The sequence below is a fragment of the Aeromonas sp. s8 genome (genome assembly GCF_040907785.1).
GTDB classification, from domain to species: Bacteria; Pseudomonadota; Gammaproteobacteria; order Enterobacterales; family Aeromonadaceae; genus Aeromonas; species Aeromonas veronii.
Window position 1 is genome coordinate 55,253 of sequence record NZ_JBFOCL010000058.1, and the last position, 14,703, is coordinate 69,955.

The window sequence follows — 14,703 nt, forward strand, 5'->3', positions numbered from 1 at the left end:
ACTGGATCCACTCTGGTTTATAATCGCGCAACGCAAATAGCCCGTAACGCTAACGCCTACTCAGGGGAGAGATATATGAAAGCCCAAGCCGGGATCTGCGCAGAGCCGAATCTGCACGCCCTCTATCTGATGTTCAATCGTACCGGCGATGCCGCCGAACTGGTCGGCCGTCTGGCCAAACTGCCCGCCCTGTGGCATGCGGTCGCCGCCGATTTCCCCGATGCCGGTTTCAGCGGTCTGGTTGCCGTTGGCGCCGATGCCTGGGATGGTCTCTACCCTGCCGCCCGTCCGCCCCAGTTCCGCAGCTTTATGGCGCAATCCGCCAACGGTCAGGAAGCCCCCAACACCCCGTTTGATCTCTTTATTCAGCTGCGCGCCGATCGGGTGGATGTGCTGCACCACGCCGGTCACCGTGTGATGGCGCTGCTGGCCGGACTGGTCGAGCTGGCCGAAGAGGTGCGCGGTTTCCGCAATCTGGATTGCCGTGACTTGACTGGTTTCGTTGATGGCACCGAGAACCCGCAGGATGAGCACCGTGCCGAAGTGGCGCTGCTGGCCGATGGCGAGTTTGCCGGTGGCTCCTACATTCATGTCCAGCGCTGGGTACACGCCATGAGCGACTGGGAGAAGCTGGCGCAGAAAGAGCAGGAAGACATTATCGGTCGTACCAAGCCCGACAACATCGAGTATGAGTCTGCCGCCAAACCGCTGACCGCCCACATCAAGCGGGTCAACCTCAAGACGCCGAAAGGGGAGTCCATGGAGATCCTGCGCCAGAGCATGCCCTGGGGCACCATGACCGAGCAGGGGCTCTACTTCATCTCCTGCTGCCGCACACCGCAGCACTTCAACGCCATGCTGGCCAGCATGTACAAGGGGGAGGGCAGCCACTTCGACCACCTGCTGCGCTTCACCAAGGCGGTGACCGGCGCGGCTTTCTTCGCTCCATCGGAGGGTTTTCTGATGGCGCAGGGCAAATAAGCCCGCCTGGCGAAGACTCAGAAAACAAAAATCCCGGCCTTGGCCGGGATTTTTCGTTCTGGCTTGACCGCTATGACGCGGTAGCGGCCATTACGGCGTCTGTTCGAACAGCTCAAGGGCGGAGAGGTAGAGCTCTTCGATATCGGTGTCGCTGGTCGGGGTGATGAAGATGGTGTCATCACCGGCGATGGTGCCGAGGATCCCCTCTGCCTTGCCGAGGGAGTCGAGCAGGCGGGCGATCAGCTGGGCTGCGCCCGGGCTGGTGTGGATCACCACCAGTGCGCCGTTGTGATCGACATCCAGTACCAGATTCTTGAGCGGGCTGGAGGTGGTGGGCACGCCCAGTTCCACCGGCAGGCAGTAGACCATCTCCATCTTGGCATTGCGAGTGCGAACGGCGCCGAAGCGGCTCAGCATGCGCGATACCTTGGACTGGTTGATGTTCTCGAAGCCCAGCTCTTGCAGGGCGGTGACGATTTCTGCCTGGGAGCCAAAGCGCTCTTCTTTCAGCAAGGCTTTAAAGGCCTTGGCCAGTTTTTCTTGCTTGTCGTTGTGTTTCATCTTGGTCTCACGAATGAGGAGGTGTGGCGGCCTGTGCGATACAGGCGGCAGATACGAACAGCGGGGCCATTTTGCATTCATATGCCGTTTTTTGCAAGGAAGCGGCGCTTGTTCTGCATATTGATTCAAAAATGGCTTGCATCAACCTTTATTAGGGATAGAATCGGGATGAAATTTTGAAAACTTATTCAATTGGGCTGTATGGGTATTGAATTAATAGGTATCGAGAAGTCCTGGCACAAGGTGCCGGTTCTGCAACAGGTCAGCTTTCGGACATCCCCCGGTGAAACCTTGGTGTTGCTGGGCCCGAGCGGTGCTGGCAAGAGTTCCCTGCTACGGATGATGAACCTGCTGGATACCCCGGATGCGGGTGTTCTGCGGATTGGTGAAAGTGAATTTTCTTTCCCGAACTCCCTCTCTGCTGCCGAATTCAACCGCCAGTCCCAACTGCTGCGTCGCAAGGTGGGGATGGTGTTCCAGCAGTACAATCTCTGGCCACATCTCACTGTGATGGAGAATCTGATTGAAGCGCCGGTCAAGGTGCTCGGCATGAGCAAGGAGGCCGCCATCGAGAAGGGGACCTACCTGCTGGCCCAGCTGCAACTGGCCGACAAGCGCGATGCCTGGCCTGCCCGTCTCTCCGGCGGTCAGCAGCAGCGGGTGGCCATTGCCCGTACCCTGATGATGGACCCGGAAGTGCTGCTGTTTGACGAGCCGACAGCTGCCCTCGATCCCGAGATCACCAAGGAGGTGGCCGAGATCATCCGCAACCTGAGCCAGACCGGCATTACCCAGGTGGTGGTGACCCACGAGGTCGACTTTGCCCGCAAGGTGGCCAGCCAGGTGATTTATCTGGAGAAGGGGCGGATCATCGAGTCCGGCACCGCTGCCATTTTCCAATCCCCGCAAACCAGCCGGTTTGCCGAATTCTTGATGCATTGATATTGAATCGATAAGGAAGCTGTCATGAAAAAGAGTCTGTTGTTGGTTGCTGCCATGGGCCTGTTGAGTACCTCCGTCATGGCCAAAGAGATCAAGTTCGCCACCGAGGCCACCTACGCACCGTTCGAATACCTGGATGACAAGAACGAGTTTCAGGGTTTTGACATCGATCTGGCGCGCGCCATCTGCGAGCAGGCCAAGCTGGAGTGCAGCTTCCACAACCAGGCCTTTGACAGCCTGATCCCCAGCCTGAAATTCCGTCGCTACGATGCCGCCATCGCCGCCATGGACGTGACTCCGGAGCGCTCCGCTCAGGTCGATTTCTCTGACATCTATTACGAGAACTCGGCAGTATTCGTCGCCAAGAAAGGGGCCTTCAAGGGGCCGGAAGAGATGGTCGACAAAACTGTCGGCGTGCAGAACGGTACCTCTCACCAGTCCTATCTGGTGGATAACTGGGTGAGCAAGGGCCTGCTGACCGTGCCGTACGCCAGCTACCAGAGCGCCTTCCTCGACATGATGAATGGCCGTACCGACGGTGTCTTTGCCGATACCGCCGTTGCTGCCGACTGGCTGAAGCAGCACAAGGAGTATGCGGTGGTGGGTGCGCCGGTGACGGATGCCAAGTACTTCGGTACCGGCTTTGGCATCGCGGTCGCCAAGGGCAATCAGGAGCTGCTGACCCAGCTGAACAAGGGGCTGGCCGAGATCAAGGCCAACGGCACCTATCAGAAAATCTTCGACAAATACTTCGCGCAGTAAGCCATGTTGAGCCTGTTGTTGGATGCAGCCTGGATGACCCTCGGGCTGGCCTTGGCATCACTGGTCGGGGGCATGGTATTGGCACTGGCGTTCAGTGCCGCCGAGCTCAGCAAGCAGCGTGCATTGGTGTGGCCGGTGGCCACCCTGACCACGCTGATCCGTGGCCTGCCCGAGTTGCTGGTGGTGCTGTTCATCTACTTCGGCTCGACCCAGGTACTGTTCCTCCTCACTGGCGAGTATGTGGAGTTCAGCCCGTTCGCCTGTGGCGTGCTGGCGCTCTCCCTGCTGTTCGCCAGCTATGCGACCCAGACCCTGCGGGCGGCGCTCAATGCGGTGCCTTCAGGTCAACGGCTGGCGGCGCTGGCGCTGGGTTTGAGCAAGAGCCACATCTTCTTTCGCATCGTGTTGCCGCAGGCGTGGCGCCATGCCCTGCCGGGCCTCGGCAACCAGTGGCTGGTGTTGCTGAAAGATACCGCGCTGGTGTCGCTTATCGGGGTCAACGAGATGATGCGTCAGGCCCAGATGGCCTCGGCCAGTACCTATGAGCCTTTCACCTGGTATGCCGCTGCGGCCCTCATCTATCTGGCCATCAGTCTGGTGAGTGAATATGGCCTCGGGCTGGCTGCCCGCTACACCCGCCGCTACGGAGGCTAACTGATGCAAGAGTATCTCGTTACGTTGCTGGGCGGTCTGGTCACCACGCTGGAGCTGACCCTGTTCAGCCTGCTGCTGGGGATTGTGCTGGCGGCCCTGATGACCTGGGTGCTGGAGCTGCGCCTGCCGGTAGCGACCCAGCTGGTGCAGCTGTGGGTGCTGCTCTTTACCGGTACGCCGCTGCTCATTCAGATCTTCCTGATTTACTATGGGCCGGGCCAGTTTGAGTGGCTGAAAGCCAGCCCGCTCTGGCCGCTGCTCAAGCAGCCCTGGTTCTGCGCCGTGTTGGCGCTGGGTCTCAACACGGCGGCCTACTCCACCCGGTTGTTCAAGGGGGCGCTCGATGCCATCCCGGCCGGTGAAGTAGAGGCGTGTCGTGCGCTTGGCTTTAACGGCCGCCAGACCTTGTGGATGAAGGTGCGCCACGCCGCCCGTCATCTGGTGCCTGCCTACTCCAACGAGGTGATCCTGGTGCTCAAGGGGAGCTCCCTCGCCAGTACCATCACCATCATGGACATCATGGGGCTGGCGCAGGGGTTGAACGCGCAGACCTACGATACCCTGGCGGTGTTCGGGGTGGCTGGTGGGCTTTATCTGGCGATGAACGGATTGTTAACAATTGGTTTTCGCTGGTGTGAAAAACGGGCGCTGGCATTCCAATCCTGAGACCTTCAAATCTACCTCTTTATGGTAAGGAGAAGTGCAGAAAAACTGTGCTTCTCCTCCAACTTTTTGTATTTCCCTCCAATTTTTGCTCCCGCATGTTTCGTGGCTCACAGAACCCGTGACTGCAACTGTTATCAGATTGTTTTTTATGGGGGGATCCATTAAGGTTGGGCGCACAACAACAAACAACCTTAAACCTACGCTTAAACATGGAGTTGATCATGAAAGTTGCCGTTCTGGGTGCCGCTGGTGGCATCGGTCAAGCCCTCGCTCTGCTGTTGAAAAACCGTCTGCCGGCTGGCTCCGAGCTGAGCCTGTATGACATCGCCCCGGTTACTCCGGGTGTGGCCGTTGACCTCAGTCATATTCCTACCGACGTCGCCATCAAGGGCTTCTGCGGTGAAGATCCGACTCCTGCGCTGGTTGGGGCCGATGTGGTGCTGATTTCCGCCGGTGTGGCACGCAAGCCGGGGATGGATCGCTCCGACCTGTTCAATATCAACGCCGGTATCGTCAAGAATCTGGTCGAGAAGTGCGCGGCCACTTGCCCGAAAGCACTGATCGGCATCATCACCAACCCGGTCAACACCACTGTGGCTATCGCCGCCGAAGTGCTGAAGAAAGCCGGTGTCTATGACAAGCGTCGCCTGTTCGGTGTCACCACCCTAGATGTGATCCGCGCCGAGACCTTCGTGGCCGCTGCCAAAGGGCTGAACATCGACAAGGTTCGCGTCAATGTGATCGGTGGTCACAGTGGCGTCACCATTCTGCCGCTGCTCTCCCAGATTGAAGGTGCCTCCTTCACTGCTGAAGAAGTGGCTGCCATGACCAAGCGCATCCAGAATGCCGGTACCGAAGTGGTTGAAGCCAAGGCTGGTGGCGGTTCCGCAACCCTCTCTATGGGTCAGGCGGCTTGCCGTTTTGGTCTCTCCCTTATCAAGGGTCTGCAGGGCGAAGCCAACGTTGTCGAGTGCGCCTACGTGGAAGGCAACGGCGAGCACGCCACCTTCTTCGCGCAACCGGTACTGCTGGGCAAGAATGGCGTCGAAACCGTACTGGATTACGGCAAGCTGAGCGCCTTCGAGCAGGAAGCGATGGAAGGCATGCTGGCTACCCTGAAAGCCGATATCCAGCTGGGTGTCGATTTCGTCAAGTAAGCGGGTCAACCGTGCCAACAAGGGAGCTTCGGCTCCCTTTTGTATTGATGAGAGCCGCCCGGCAGGCTAAGGGGATGGGGCTTGGTGCCGATAACAGAGTGCAGCAGGAGATCCTTATGATGAAACCCCTTACTCTTCTCGTTCTTGTCGGTGCATTCACCGCGCCCCTCTATGGTGCCGAGGCGGTATCGGCTGCCGTATCGAGCGATGCGCCTGCAGCAAGTGCATCGGCACCGACCGCAAGCAGTGCTGCGGTGGCGGCCCCTGTCTCTGCTGCTACGCCAGCGCCCTCTGAGGCAGTCCCCGTCTTGCTTCCGGCTGAGCCGGTCACACCTGTTGCCAGCAGTGGCGAGGGGGCCACGCCGCTGCCAAAACCGGCGGAACCTGCTGCTGTGGTTGCGCCTCCCGCACCTCTGGCCGCAGGCGAGTTGCAGGCGGTGCCGCTCTATCGTCAGGACGAGCTGCTCAACTGGATTGAGCAGGGGCGCCACCTCACTCAGGTGAAGCAGGATCGCTGTCAGCTGACTCAGGATATCGAAGCACGCGCCTCGGTGATGAAGATCCCGGCCTATCAATTCCTCTGGGGGGATATGCTGGCGTGGGGTGTCTGTACCAAATCCAATGCCGAGCTCGGGGTGCAATATATGTGGGAGGCGGCCAATCAGGGGTTGGCGCCGGCGCTGGAGCAGTTGGGCCGCTACTACTGGAAAGGAACTTTGGTGCAGAAGGATCTGGTGCGAGCCGAGACCCTGATGCGCGAGGCGGCCAGCCTCGGTTTTCTGCGGGCTCGCATCGAGTGGGTCGAGATGCTGTTGCAGGGGATGGGCAGTCCGCTCGATTATGAGGACGCCTATCGCTGGCTCCATGGCTCCGTCATCGGTGACAAGGCGCTGCACCAGAAGGCGGCGACTCTGCTCAACCGTCTTGGCAACAGGATGCCGGCCAACGTGGTGGCCCGCGCCAAGGCGATGCACTGATCCAAAAAAATGACCCACAGATCTGCACCTGTGGGTCCGGTTCCAGCCGCCGTGCCATGACAGGCCGGAACCTCCCTCTGTTATATGGCTGCCCGCGCCTTAGAGATCTTGGTGGGGGCCAAAAACTTCGTAATGGAGCTGCCCCACTGGCACCCCAGCCGCCAGCAGCTGCCGCTTGATCTCTTGCATGAAGCCGACAGGGCCACAGAAGTAGTAGTGGGCCTGCGGCGTTATGCGCTCCTTCACGGCAGTCAGATCCATGGTGCCGGCCAGGTCGTAATCTTCACCCTGTACATCGCTGGCCTCCGGCTCCCGATACCAGACCCGGCTCAGCAAGTTGGGATGCTGGCGGGATTTTTGCTGAATATCCTCCCGGAAGGCGTGTACAGCGCCCTGTTCGCAGGCGTGCAGGCAGGTGACATCAGCCTGATGGCCGTTCGCCAGCAGCTGGTTGAGCATGCTCATCATCGGCGTCACGCCGACACCGGCGGAGAGCAGTACCACCGGGGTCTGGCTGTCGGCTTTCAGGTAGAAATCGCCGGTAGGGGGCATCACCTCGATCTTGTCACCCGCCTGCAGGTGATCGTGCAGCAGGTTGGAGACCTGACCCTGCGGCTCACGCTTGACGCTGATGCGGTAATCCTGCCCGTTGGGGGCATCGGAGAGGGAGTATTGGCGGATCTCCTGATATTCCAGCTCGGGGTGAACCAGCTTGATGCTGAGGTATTGGCCCGGTTTGAAGGTCAGTACCGGCTTGCCATCTTCCGGCGCCAGCAGGAAGGAGGTGATGAGTTCGCTCTCGGCTCGCTTCTCCTTGATGATGAAGGTGCGGGTACCTTGCCAGCCGCCATCCTGATTGGCCTTCTCCTGATAGATCTCCCGCTCGCGGCCGATGAAGATGTCTGCCAGCACGCCATACGCCTTGCCCCATGCCTCCAGCACCTCGTCGGTGACCGCACTTCCGCCCAATTCTTTGAGCGTGGCCAAGAGATGACTACCTACAATGTGATATTGTTCCGGCTGGATCAGGAATCCGGTATGTTTGTGCGCAATCCGCTCGACCGCACCGGCGAGCGCTCCCAGATTGTCGATATTCTTTGCATACACGGCGACAGCATTGAACAGGGCCAGCGGCTGGCCGCCACTGCGTTGATGAGCCAGGTTGAAGATATCTTTCAGCTCCGGGTTATGGCTGAACATCCGTTGGTAGAAGTGCTGGGTGAGGGCAGGGCCTGCCGATTCGAGCAGCGGAATAGTGCTTTTGATGACGGCAACGGTGGTTTGATCTAGCATAGGGGCCTCGTTCTAATTGAACATATAAAATGTCATTTAATAAGTGGCATCCTAGATGTTTATTTGATTTGAATCAATACTCCACTTTTCGCATCGCGCTAATCAGGTTTTATGAGACTAACCAGTTATACAGATTTTGGATTGAGAGCCCTGCTCTATCTTGCCACCCTGCCGGAAGGGGAGTTGTCGAGCGTTGCCAAGGTATCGGCCCTGTATGGCGTTTCCCGCAACCACATGGTGAAGGTGGTCAATCAGCTGGTGAAGCTGGGCTATCTGCAATCCCAGCGTGGCAAGAATGGCGGTATTCGTATGGCTTGCGATCCCGCCACCATCAATATCGGGCAGGTTATCAGGGCGCTGGAAGGCAATCTGGACGGCATTGACTGCGGCTCGCCCGCTTGTCACATCGTCTCTGTCTGTCTGCTCAAGAGTGCGCTGAAAGAGGCGATGGATGCGTTTCTGGCGGTGATGGACAGCTATACGCTGCAAGACCTGCTGGCCAACCGTGACGAGCTGCAACGGGTGTTTGGCGAGTTGATCCCGACGCTGGTGCTGGAGCCGGATGATGACGATGAGCAATAGAAAAGGGCTGCCACTGGCAGCCCTTTTTCAATCTTGTGAATCCGACTCCGCCCGGTACGATGCCGGCATGATCCGCGCCATCTTCACCATGTTGTTCTCCACATCGAGGATCTCGATAGGATAACCGGCCAACCGGATCCCGATGTTGGGCTGGGGGATCTCCTCCAGATATTCGAGGATCAGGCCGTTGAGGGTACGAGGGCCGTCGATGGGCAGGTGCCAGTTCATCTCCTTGTTCAGCTCACGAATATTGGCTGAGCCTTCGACCAGATAAGAACCATCTGACTGGGGGTGGATCTCGTCGCTCGGCGCTGGCGTCATGGAGGTGGTGAAGTCGCCGACGATCTCTTCCAGAATATCGTCCAGGGTGATCAACCCCTGAATGTCGCCGTATTCGTCGACGATCAGGCCAATTCGCTCCTTGTTGCGCTGGAATTTGGCCAGCTGCACGTTGAGCGGCGTTCCTTCCGGAATGAAGTAGATCTCGTCCACTTCACGCAACAGGCTCGATTTATTGAACTGGTCCCTGGCTACCAGCCGCAGGGCATCGCGCGCGTGCAAAAAGCCGACAACGTCGTCGATATTGTCGCGATAGAGCAGGATTTTGGTGTGTGCGCAGTGGGCCAGCTGGCGCTGGATGCTCTTCCAGTCATCGTTGATGTCGATGGCGTAGATATCGCTGCGCGGCACCATGATGTCCTCGACCAGCATCTTGTCGAGATCCAGAATGCTCAACAGCATCTCCTGATGACGCTGGGGGATCAGGTTACCCGCCTCATTGACTATGGTGCGCAGCTCCTCGGTGTTGAGGGAGTCATCCTTGTTGGGATTGATCTTCAGCATCTTGAGCAGGCCGCTGGTGATGCCGTTGATCAGCCAGACCAGCGGCGAGAGCGGCACCATCAGCCCCTTGAGGATCCAGGAGGCGGGATAGGCAATTTTCTCCGGAAACATGGCGGCCAAGGTCTTGGGGGTCACTTCACCGAATACCAGTACCACCAGGGTCAGGCCGAAGGTGGCGATGGCGACCCCGAGATCACCAAACAGCCGGATACAGACGATGGTAGCGATGGCGGAGGCGAGGATATTGACCAGATTATTGCCGATCAGGATCAGTCCCAGCAGGCGATCGGGGCGGGCGAGCAGTTGTTCGACGCGACGTGCGGCTTTGTGTTTGGTCTGTGCCAGATGCCGCAGTTTGTAGCGGTTGATGGACATCAGGCCGGTTTCGGCACTGGAGAAGAAGGCGGAAAGAAGGATCAAGATAACGAGAACAATCAGTAATGTACTCGTTGAGATGCTGTCCAAAAAGGGCTCCTGTTGGATTGTATGGCTAAAAGAGTATAGGTGTCAGCTCAACAGCACTTCTTTGACGAAGCGGCTGCCAAAGTAGGCAAGAGTCAGGATGAAGCTGCCAATCAGACTGAGTGTGATGACTTTACGGCCGCGCCAGCCATAGGTGTGATGACCCCACAGCAGCAACACGTAAACACACCATGCCAGGATGGAGAGCACGGCCTTGTGAGACTTGCCCTGGGCGAACATATCTTCGAGGAAGAAGAGGCCGGAGGCGATGGAGAGTGTCAGTAGCAACACCCCTGCAGAGATCAACTGAAACAGCCGTTTTTCCACTGTCATCAGTGGCGGCATGGCTGGCAGGTTGCTGATTTTTCTCGATTTAAGCTGCTTGTCCAGACAGGCGAGCTGCAGCGCAAACAGACAGGCGATCATCAATACCGAGTAGGCCATCAGGGCGAGGCCGATGTGCAGCAACAGCTGGGGATGGGCCTCCAGATGGGTGATATAGCGACCCGGGATCAAGGCGCTGGCAGCCAGCAACAGGGCCGAGAAGCTGTAGACCACCGGCAGCAGGATCCAGCCGTTGAAGCGGCGGGTCACGCAGGTCATGAAGCAACTGATGATGAGGCTGACCAGCGAGGCAACGTTGAGCATGCTCAGGTTCTGGCCGTAACTCTGCAATACCTCTGAACCGAGGGCGCTAGCGTGGGCGATCAGGGCCAATCCGATACAGGCAAACAGGGAGCGCTGTCCCACCGGCTTGGCGCTCAGTAACAGATGCAGGGAGGCGATGATGGCCAGCAGATAAAACGCCAGGGCCAGAACAGAGATTACGATCATAACCAGGTCGTTGTTGCACAAGCTTTTGAGGGTAAGAGGGGCAGTATACCTTGCACGAGAAGTGCTCGCCAGTTGTGCAACGGCCGATCTGCCCATATATAGGGAGAAGATCCCTACTGCTGCGGTGCGGTGAATAATCGTCCTCGCGCCCGCTCTGGGTTATAATGCCCCAAATTTATTACGCCAAGAACCGGAATCCGTCATGTTTGAGAATTTGACTGAACGACTCTCGCGCACCTTGCGCAATGTCAGTGGCCGTGGTCGCCTGACCGAAGACAATATCAAGGAAACCCTGCGCGAAGTCCGCATGGCGCTGCTCGAGGCGGATGTCGCCCTGCCGGTCGTGCGGGATTTCGTCGCGCGTGTCAAAGAGCGCGCAGTCGGGCAGGAAGTGGCCAAATCCCTGAGCCCGGGCCAGGCATTCATCAAGATTGTGCACGGTGAACTGGTCACCGTAATGGGGGAGGCCAACGAACAGCTCAACCTGGCTGCCCAGCCGCCAGCGATCATCCTGATGGCCGGTCTGCAGGGTGCCGGTAAGACCACCACAGTTGGCAAACTGGCCAAGCTGCTCAAAGAGCGCAGCAAGAAGAAGGTGCTGGTGGTCAGTGCCGACGTCTATCGCCCAGCAGCGATCAAACAGCTGGAAACCCTGGCCAATGACATCGGCGTCGACTTCTTCCCGAGCGATGCTAGCCAGAAGCCGGTCGATATCGCCACCGCCGCCATCGATCAGGCGCGCAAGAAATTCTATGACGTGGTGATCGTCGATACCGCCGGTCGTCTGCACGTTGATAGCGAGATGATGGCCGAGATTCAGGATCTGCATGCCACCATCAAGCCGGTCGAGACCCTGTTCGTGGTCGATGCCATGACCGGTCAGGATGCCGCCAACACCGCCAAGGCGTTCAACGAAGCGCTGCCGCTTACCGGTGTGATCCTCACCAAGGCGGATGGCGACGCCCGTGGTGGTGCTGCTCTGTCGGTACGTCATATCACCGGCAAGCCGGTCAAGTTTATCGGTATGGGTGAAAAGACCGATGCGCTGGAGCCGTTCCACCCGGATCGTCTCGCCTCCCGTATCCTCGGTATGGGCGATGTGCTCTCTCTGATCGAGGAAGTTGAGCGCAACGTCGATAAAGAGAAAGCGGCCAAGCTGGCCAGCAAGGTCAAGAGTGGCAAAGGCTTCGATCTGGAAGATTTCCGCGAGCAGCTGGCCCAGATGCGCAACATGGGCGGAATGATGGGGATGCTCGACAAGCTGCCCGGCATGTCCGGGCTGCCGGATAACGTTAAAGATCAGATGGATGATAAGCTCACTGTGCGAATGGAGGCGATCATCAGCTCCATGACGCCGAAAGAGCGCGCTCATCCTGATCTCATCAAGGGTTCCCGCAAACGCCGTATCGCCGCAGGCTCCGGCATGCAGGTGCAGGACGTGAACAAGCTGCTCAAGCAGTTCACCGAGATGCAGCGCATGATGAAGAAAATGTCCGGCAAGGGCGGCATGCGCAAAATGATGAGCCAGATGAAGAACATGATGCCCCCCGGTTTCGGTGGCGGTCGCGGCCCGTTCTGATCCGGCCTGCGTGTTGATGGGGGTCTGCAGTGGCAGGCCCCTTTTCATTGCCGCTCTGCGCAAAAAATGGCTGGCTTGGTTGCAATTATTACGAATCCAAGTAGAATTACGCGGCTTATTTTAAGCTAGGGTCCGCGTGTTTGCGGGCCCTGTTCATTAGATGTTAATGAGGACGATATGGTAACCATTCGTTTACAACGTGGTGGCGCGAAAAAGCGTCCGTTCTACCAGGTAGTAGTTTCTGACAGCCGTTGCGCCCGTGACGGTCGCTTCATCGAGCGCGTTGGTTTCTTCAACCCGGTTGCTGCTGGTCAAGCTGAAAAGCTGAACCTGGACCTGGCTCGTATCGAGCATTGGGTTGCTACTGGTGCCGCTGTTTCTGACCGCGTTGCCAAGCTGATCAAAGACGCTAAAAAAGCTGCTTAATCAGCCCAACGGTAAGGAGTTAAGGTGGAAAAACCTGTAGTTCTGGGCACCCTGGGTACCGTTTATGGCATCAAGGGCTGGCTTAAAGTGAACTCCTTCACCGATGTTGCCGAAGCGATTTTCGATTACAACCCCTGGCTGATTAATCAGAACGGGGCGTGGCGTGAAATTCGGGTTTCATCCTGGAAACGTCACAACAAGGGTCTGATCTGCAAACTCGATGGTATCGATGTGCGCGAAGATGCCCTGGCATTGACCAATGTCGAGATTGGCGTACCCGCCGATCTGTTGCCTGCGTTGCCTGAAGGTGAGTTCTACTGGCGTGACCTGATTGGTTGCTCCGTGGTGACCACCAAGGGATACGACCTGGGCAAGGTGACCGAATTGATGGAAACCGGCTCCAACGATGTGTTGGTGGTTGAGGCCAATGTAAAAGATGCCTTTGGTGCAAAGGAGCGGTTGATTCCGTTCCTGGAAGAGCAGGTGATCAAGAATATTGATCTGACTGCTCGAACAATCGAAGTTGATTGGGATCCTGGTTTCTAGTTTCCCGCGCTAACACGGGTGCCGGAGGTTTCTTATGTGGATTGGGGTTATTAGCCTCTTCCCTGAAATGTTCCGAGCCATTACCGAGCACGGGGTAACGGGTCGGGCCGTCAAGAGTGGCCTGCTGCAGATTGAGTGCTGGAACCCCCGGGAGTTTACCCACGACAAACACCGTACGGTCGATGATCGTCCTTATGGTGGTGGGCCCGGCATGTTAATGATGGTTCAGCCGCTGCGTGACGCGATTCATGCAGCCAAGCAAGCAGCGGGAGACGGGGCGAAAGTCATCTATCTCTCTCCTCAGGGACGCAAGCTGACTCAAGCGGGCGTAACCGAGTTGGCGACGAATCAGAAACTGATTCTGGTAGCCGGTCGATACGAAGGTATCGATGAACGCGTGATACAAACCGAAGTCGACGAAGAGTGGTCTATCGGGGATTACGTGTTAAGTGGTGGCGAGTTGCCTGCCATGACCCTGATCGATGCGGTTTCGCGTCTGGTACCGGGGGTTTTGGGCGATCAGGCCAGTGCCGAGCAAGACTCTTTCACGGATGGCTTGCTGGATCATCCCCACTATACTCGGCCGGAGGTGTTGGATGGGTTGGCGGTGCCTGAGGCGCTGACAAGCGGCAATCACGAAGTGATCAGGCGCTGGCGTCTCAAGCAATCGCTCGGACGAACCTGGCAAAGAAGGCCGGAACTTATTAACAACCTAGCTCTGACTGACGAGCAAGAATCACTTCTTGCCGAGTATGTCCGCGAAGTGCGTGACAGCGTTAAGTAGAGTTTTCAGTTTATCCTAGGTAAGGAAAGACAATGAGCAAGATTATTCAGCAGCTTGAACAAGAGCAACTGCGTACCGACATCCCGGCTTTTGCCCAGGGCGACACTGTACGTGTTCAAGTTCGTGTTAAAGAAGGTGGTAAAGAGCGTCTGCAGGCTTTCGAAGGCATCGTTATTGCCAAGCGTAACCGCGGTCTGCACTCTGCTTTCACCGTTCGCAAGATCTCCAACGGCGAAGGTGTTGAGCGTGTATTCCAGACTCACTCTCCGCTGATCCACAGTGTAGAACTGAAGCGTCGTGGTGATGTTCGCCGCGCTAAACTGTACTACCTGCGCAACCTGTCCGGCAAAGCTGCTCGTATCAAAGAGAAGCTCAACTAATTCGATTCGAATTGGTGTCGGTATGTCGGCAAATAGCTCGACAGGTAGTGAAAAGGCTCGCCAATGGCGAGCCTTTTTTGTATCCGTTGTCCCGTCCTGAATATGGTTTACACCTTTCCCCCCAATAAATGGAGAACCCGATGGGACAAGGTGTGAAACGGACACAGCGCGATTACTCGCTGACTTTTAAACTGGCGCTGGTCGAGCAGATTGAAAAAGGCGAGCTCACCTACAAACAGGCTCAGGTGCGTTATGGCATTCAGGGCCGCTCCAC

17 protein-coding genes and 1 pseudogene are annotated in these 14,703 nt (G+C 57.5%); 14 read left to right on the forward strand and 4 right to left on the reverse strand.

Annotated elements, in window-relative coordinates:
• Window positions 1-75 precede the first annotated feature (75 nt).
• Window positions 76-981, forward strand: a complete 906-nt coding sequence (locus AB5Y86_RS20855) for a Dyp-type peroxidase (RefSeq protein ID WP_335842160.1) — start codon at window positions 76-78, stop codon at window positions 979-981.
• Window positions 982-1,071: 90 nt separating this feature from the next.
• Here the strand turns inward: AB5Y86_RS20855 and argR are convergent, their stop codons facing one another.
• Window positions 1,072-1,542: a transcriptional regulator ArgR gene (gene argR / locus AB5Y86_RS20860; RefSeq protein WP_005340378.1), complete on the reverse strand. Its 471-nt coding sequence runs from the start codon at window positions 1,540-1,542 to the stop codon at window positions 1,072-1,074.
• 201 nt (window positions 1,543-1,743) lie between these two features.
• On the opposite strand from argR, the gene AB5Y86_RS20865 reads away from it, so the two are divergent.
• The 6 genes from AB5Y86_RS20865 to AB5Y86_RS20890 all read left to right on the forward strand — a co-directional run bounded on the left by AB5Y86_RS20865 (window position 1,744) and on the right by AB5Y86_RS20890 (window position 6,700).
• Window positions 1,744-2,484, forward strand: coding sequence for an ATP-binding cassette domain-containing protein (locus tag AB5Y86_RS20865; RefSeq protein WP_139462380.1), 741 nt, complete (start codon window positions 1,744-1,746; stop codon window positions 2,482-2,484).
• 24 nt (window positions 2,485-2,508) lie between these two features.
• Window positions 2,509-3,246: a transporter substrate-binding domain-containing protein gene (locus tag AB5Y86_RS20870; protein ID WP_019445594.1), complete on the forward strand. Its 738-nt coding sequence runs from the start codon at window positions 2,509-2,511 to the stop codon at window positions 3,244-3,246.
• A 3-nt stretch (window positions 3,247-3,249) separates the two neighbouring features.
• Entirely contained in the window at window positions 3,250-3,900 is a 651-nt protein-coding gene (gene artQ / locus AB5Y86_RS20875; protein WP_064337352.1) for an arginine ABC transporter permease ArtQ, read from the forward strand.
• Between the two features lie 3 nt (window positions 3,901-3,903).
• Window positions 3,904-4,566, forward strand: coding sequence for an arginine ABC transporter permease ArtM (artM, locus tag AB5Y86_RS20880; RefSeq protein ID WP_005348902.1), 663 nt, complete (start codon window positions 3,904-3,906; stop codon window positions 4,564-4,566).
• 221 nt (window positions 4,567-4,787) lie between these two features.
• Window positions 4,788-5,723, forward strand: a complete 936-nt coding sequence (gene mdh, locus AB5Y86_RS20885; RefSeq protein ID WP_005340384.1) for a malate dehydrogenase — start codon at window positions 4,788-4,790, stop codon at window positions 5,721-5,723.
• Between the two features lie 365 nt (window positions 5,724-6,088).
• Entirely contained in the window at window positions 6,089-6,700 is a 612-nt protein-coding gene (locus AB5Y86_RS20890; protein WP_082187527.1) for a tetratricopeptide repeat protein, read from the forward strand.
• Between the two features lie 99 nt (window positions 6,701-6,799).
• On the opposite strand, the gene hmpA is transcribed toward AB5Y86_RS20890, so the two are convergent.
• A complete protein-coding gene (gene hmpA, locus AB5Y86_RS20895; protein WP_368193969.1) occupies window positions 6,800-7,993 on the reverse strand; it encodes an NO-inducible flavohemoprotein in 1,194 nt (397 codons plus the stop codon).
• Between the two features lie 111 nt (window positions 7,994-8,104).
• Here hmpA and AB5Y86_RS20900 point away from each other — a divergent pair, with 111 nt between their 5' ends.
• The gene (locus AB5Y86_RS20900) at window positions 8,105-8,575 is read left to right on the forward strand and encodes an Rrf2 family transcriptional regulator (protein WP_058057978.1); all 471 of its coding nucleotides are present in this window, start codon (window positions 8,105-8,107) and stop codon (window positions 8,573-8,575) included.
• A gap of 27 nt (window positions 8,576-8,602) precedes the next feature.
• Here the strand turns inward: AB5Y86_RS20900 and AB5Y86_RS20905 are convergent, their stop codons facing one another.
• Both AB5Y86_RS20905 and ccsA read right to left on the reverse strand, forming a co-directional pair.
• Entirely contained in the window at window positions 8,603-9,883 is a 1,281-nt protein-coding gene (locus AB5Y86_RS20905; protein WP_005348906.1) for an HlyC/CorC family transporter, read from the reverse strand.
• A 42-nt stretch (window positions 9,884-9,925) separates the two neighbouring features.
• The gene (gene ccsA, locus AB5Y86_RS20910; RefSeq protein WP_005340390.1) at window positions 9,926-10,714 is read right to left on the reverse strand and encodes an inner membrane protein YpjD; all 789 of its coding nucleotides are present in this window, start codon (window positions 10,712-10,714) and stop codon (window positions 9,926-9,928) included.
• A gap of 202 nt (window positions 10,715-10,916) precedes the next feature.
• Here ccsA and ffh point away from each other — a divergent pair, with 202 nt between their 5' ends.
• The 6 genes and pseudogenes from ffh to AB5Y86_RS20940 all read left to right on the forward strand — a co-directional run.
• Entirely contained in the window at window positions 10,917-12,293 is a 1,377-nt protein-coding gene (gene ffh / locus AB5Y86_RS20915; RefSeq protein ID WP_005357987.1) for a signal recognition particle protein, read from the forward strand.
• Between the two features lie 177 nt (window positions 12,294-12,470).
• Complete coding sequence (gene rpsP, locus AB5Y86_RS20920; RefSeq protein ID WP_005340392.1) at window positions 12,471-12,719, forward strand: 30S ribosomal protein S16; 249 nt, start codon at window positions 12,471-12,473, stop codon at window positions 12,717-12,719.
• A 24-nt stretch (window positions 12,720-12,743) separates the two neighbouring features.
• Window positions 12,744-13,265: a ribosome maturation factor RimM gene (rimM, locus tag AB5Y86_RS20925; RefSeq protein WP_005340394.1), complete on the forward strand. Its 522-nt coding sequence runs from the start codon at window positions 12,744-12,746 to the stop codon at window positions 13,263-13,265.
• 34 nt (window positions 13,266-13,299) lie between these two features.
• The gene (trmD, locus tag AB5Y86_RS20930; RefSeq protein ID WP_005340400.1) at window positions 13,300-14,049 is read left to right on the forward strand and encodes a tRNA (guanosine(37)-N1)-methyltransferase TrmD; all 750 of its coding nucleotides are present in this window, start codon (window positions 13,300-13,302) and stop codon (window positions 14,047-14,049) included.
• A 32-nt stretch (window positions 14,050-14,081) separates the two neighbouring features.
• On the forward strand, window positions 14,082-14,429 hold the full coding sequence (rplS, locus tag AB5Y86_RS20935) for a 50S ribosomal protein L19 (protein WP_005313505.1): 348 nt from the start codon (window positions 14,082-14,084) through the stop codon (window positions 14,427-14,429).
• A gap of 140 nt (window positions 14,430-14,569) precedes the next feature.
• Window positions 14,570-14,703: pseudogene (locus AB5Y86_RS20940) on the forward strand (IS3 family transposase); the annotation flags it as partial.

Bases quoted from the DNA above. Each gene is read 5' to 3' on its own strand.
- AB5Y86_RS20855 (WP_335842160.1), top strand. From the start codon at position 76: ATGAAAGCCCAAGCCGGGATCTGCGCAGAGCCGAATCTGCACGCCCTC.
- argR (WP_005340378.1), bottom strand. From the start codon at position 1,542: ATGAAACACAACGACAAGCAAGAAAAACTGGCCAAGGCCTTTAAAGCC.
- AB5Y86_RS20865 (WP_139462380.1), top strand. From the start codon at position 1,744: ATGGGTATTGAATTAATAGGTATCGAGAAGTCCTGGCACAAGGTGCCG.
- AB5Y86_RS20870 (WP_019445594.1), top strand. From the start codon at position 2,509: ATGAAAAAGAGTCTGTTGTTGGTTGCTGCCATGGGCCTGTTGAGTACC.
- artQ (WP_064337352.1), top strand. From the start codon at position 3,250: ATGTTGAGCCTGTTGTTGGATGCAGCCTGGATGACCCTCGGGCTGGCC.
- artM (WP_005348902.1), top strand. From the start codon at position 3,904: ATGCAAGAGTATCTCGTTACGTTGCTGGGCGGTCTGGTCACCACGCTG.
- mdh (WP_005340384.1), top strand. From the start codon at position 4,788: ATGAAAGTTGCCGTTCTGGGTGCCGCTGGTGGCATCGGTCAAGCCCTC.
- hmpA (WP_368193969.1), bottom strand. From the start codon at position 7,993: ATGCTAGATCAAACCACCGTTGCCGTCATCAAAAGCACTATTCCGCTG.
- AB5Y86_RS20900 (WP_058057978.1), top strand. From the start codon at position 8,105: ATGAGACTAACCAGTTATACAGATTTTGGATTGAGAGCCCTGCTCTAT.
- ccsA (WP_005340390.1), bottom strand. From the start codon at position 10,714: ATGATCGTAATCTCTGTTCTGGCCCTGGCGTTTTATCTGCTGGCCATC.
- ffh (WP_005357987.1), top strand. From the start codon at position 10,917: ATGTTTGAGAATTTGACTGAACGACTCTCGCGCACCTTGCGCAATGTC.
- rpsP (WP_005340392.1), top strand. From the start codon at position 12,471: ATGGTAACCATTCGTTTACAACGTGGTGGCGCGAAAAAGCGTCCGTTC.
- trmD (WP_005340400.1), top strand. From the start codon at position 13,300: ATGTGGATTGGGGTTATTAGCCTCTTCCCTGAAATGTTCCGAGCCATT.
- rplS (WP_005313505.1), top strand. From the start codon at position 14,082: ATGAGCAAGATTATTCAGCAGCTTGAACAAGAGCAACTGCGTACCGAC.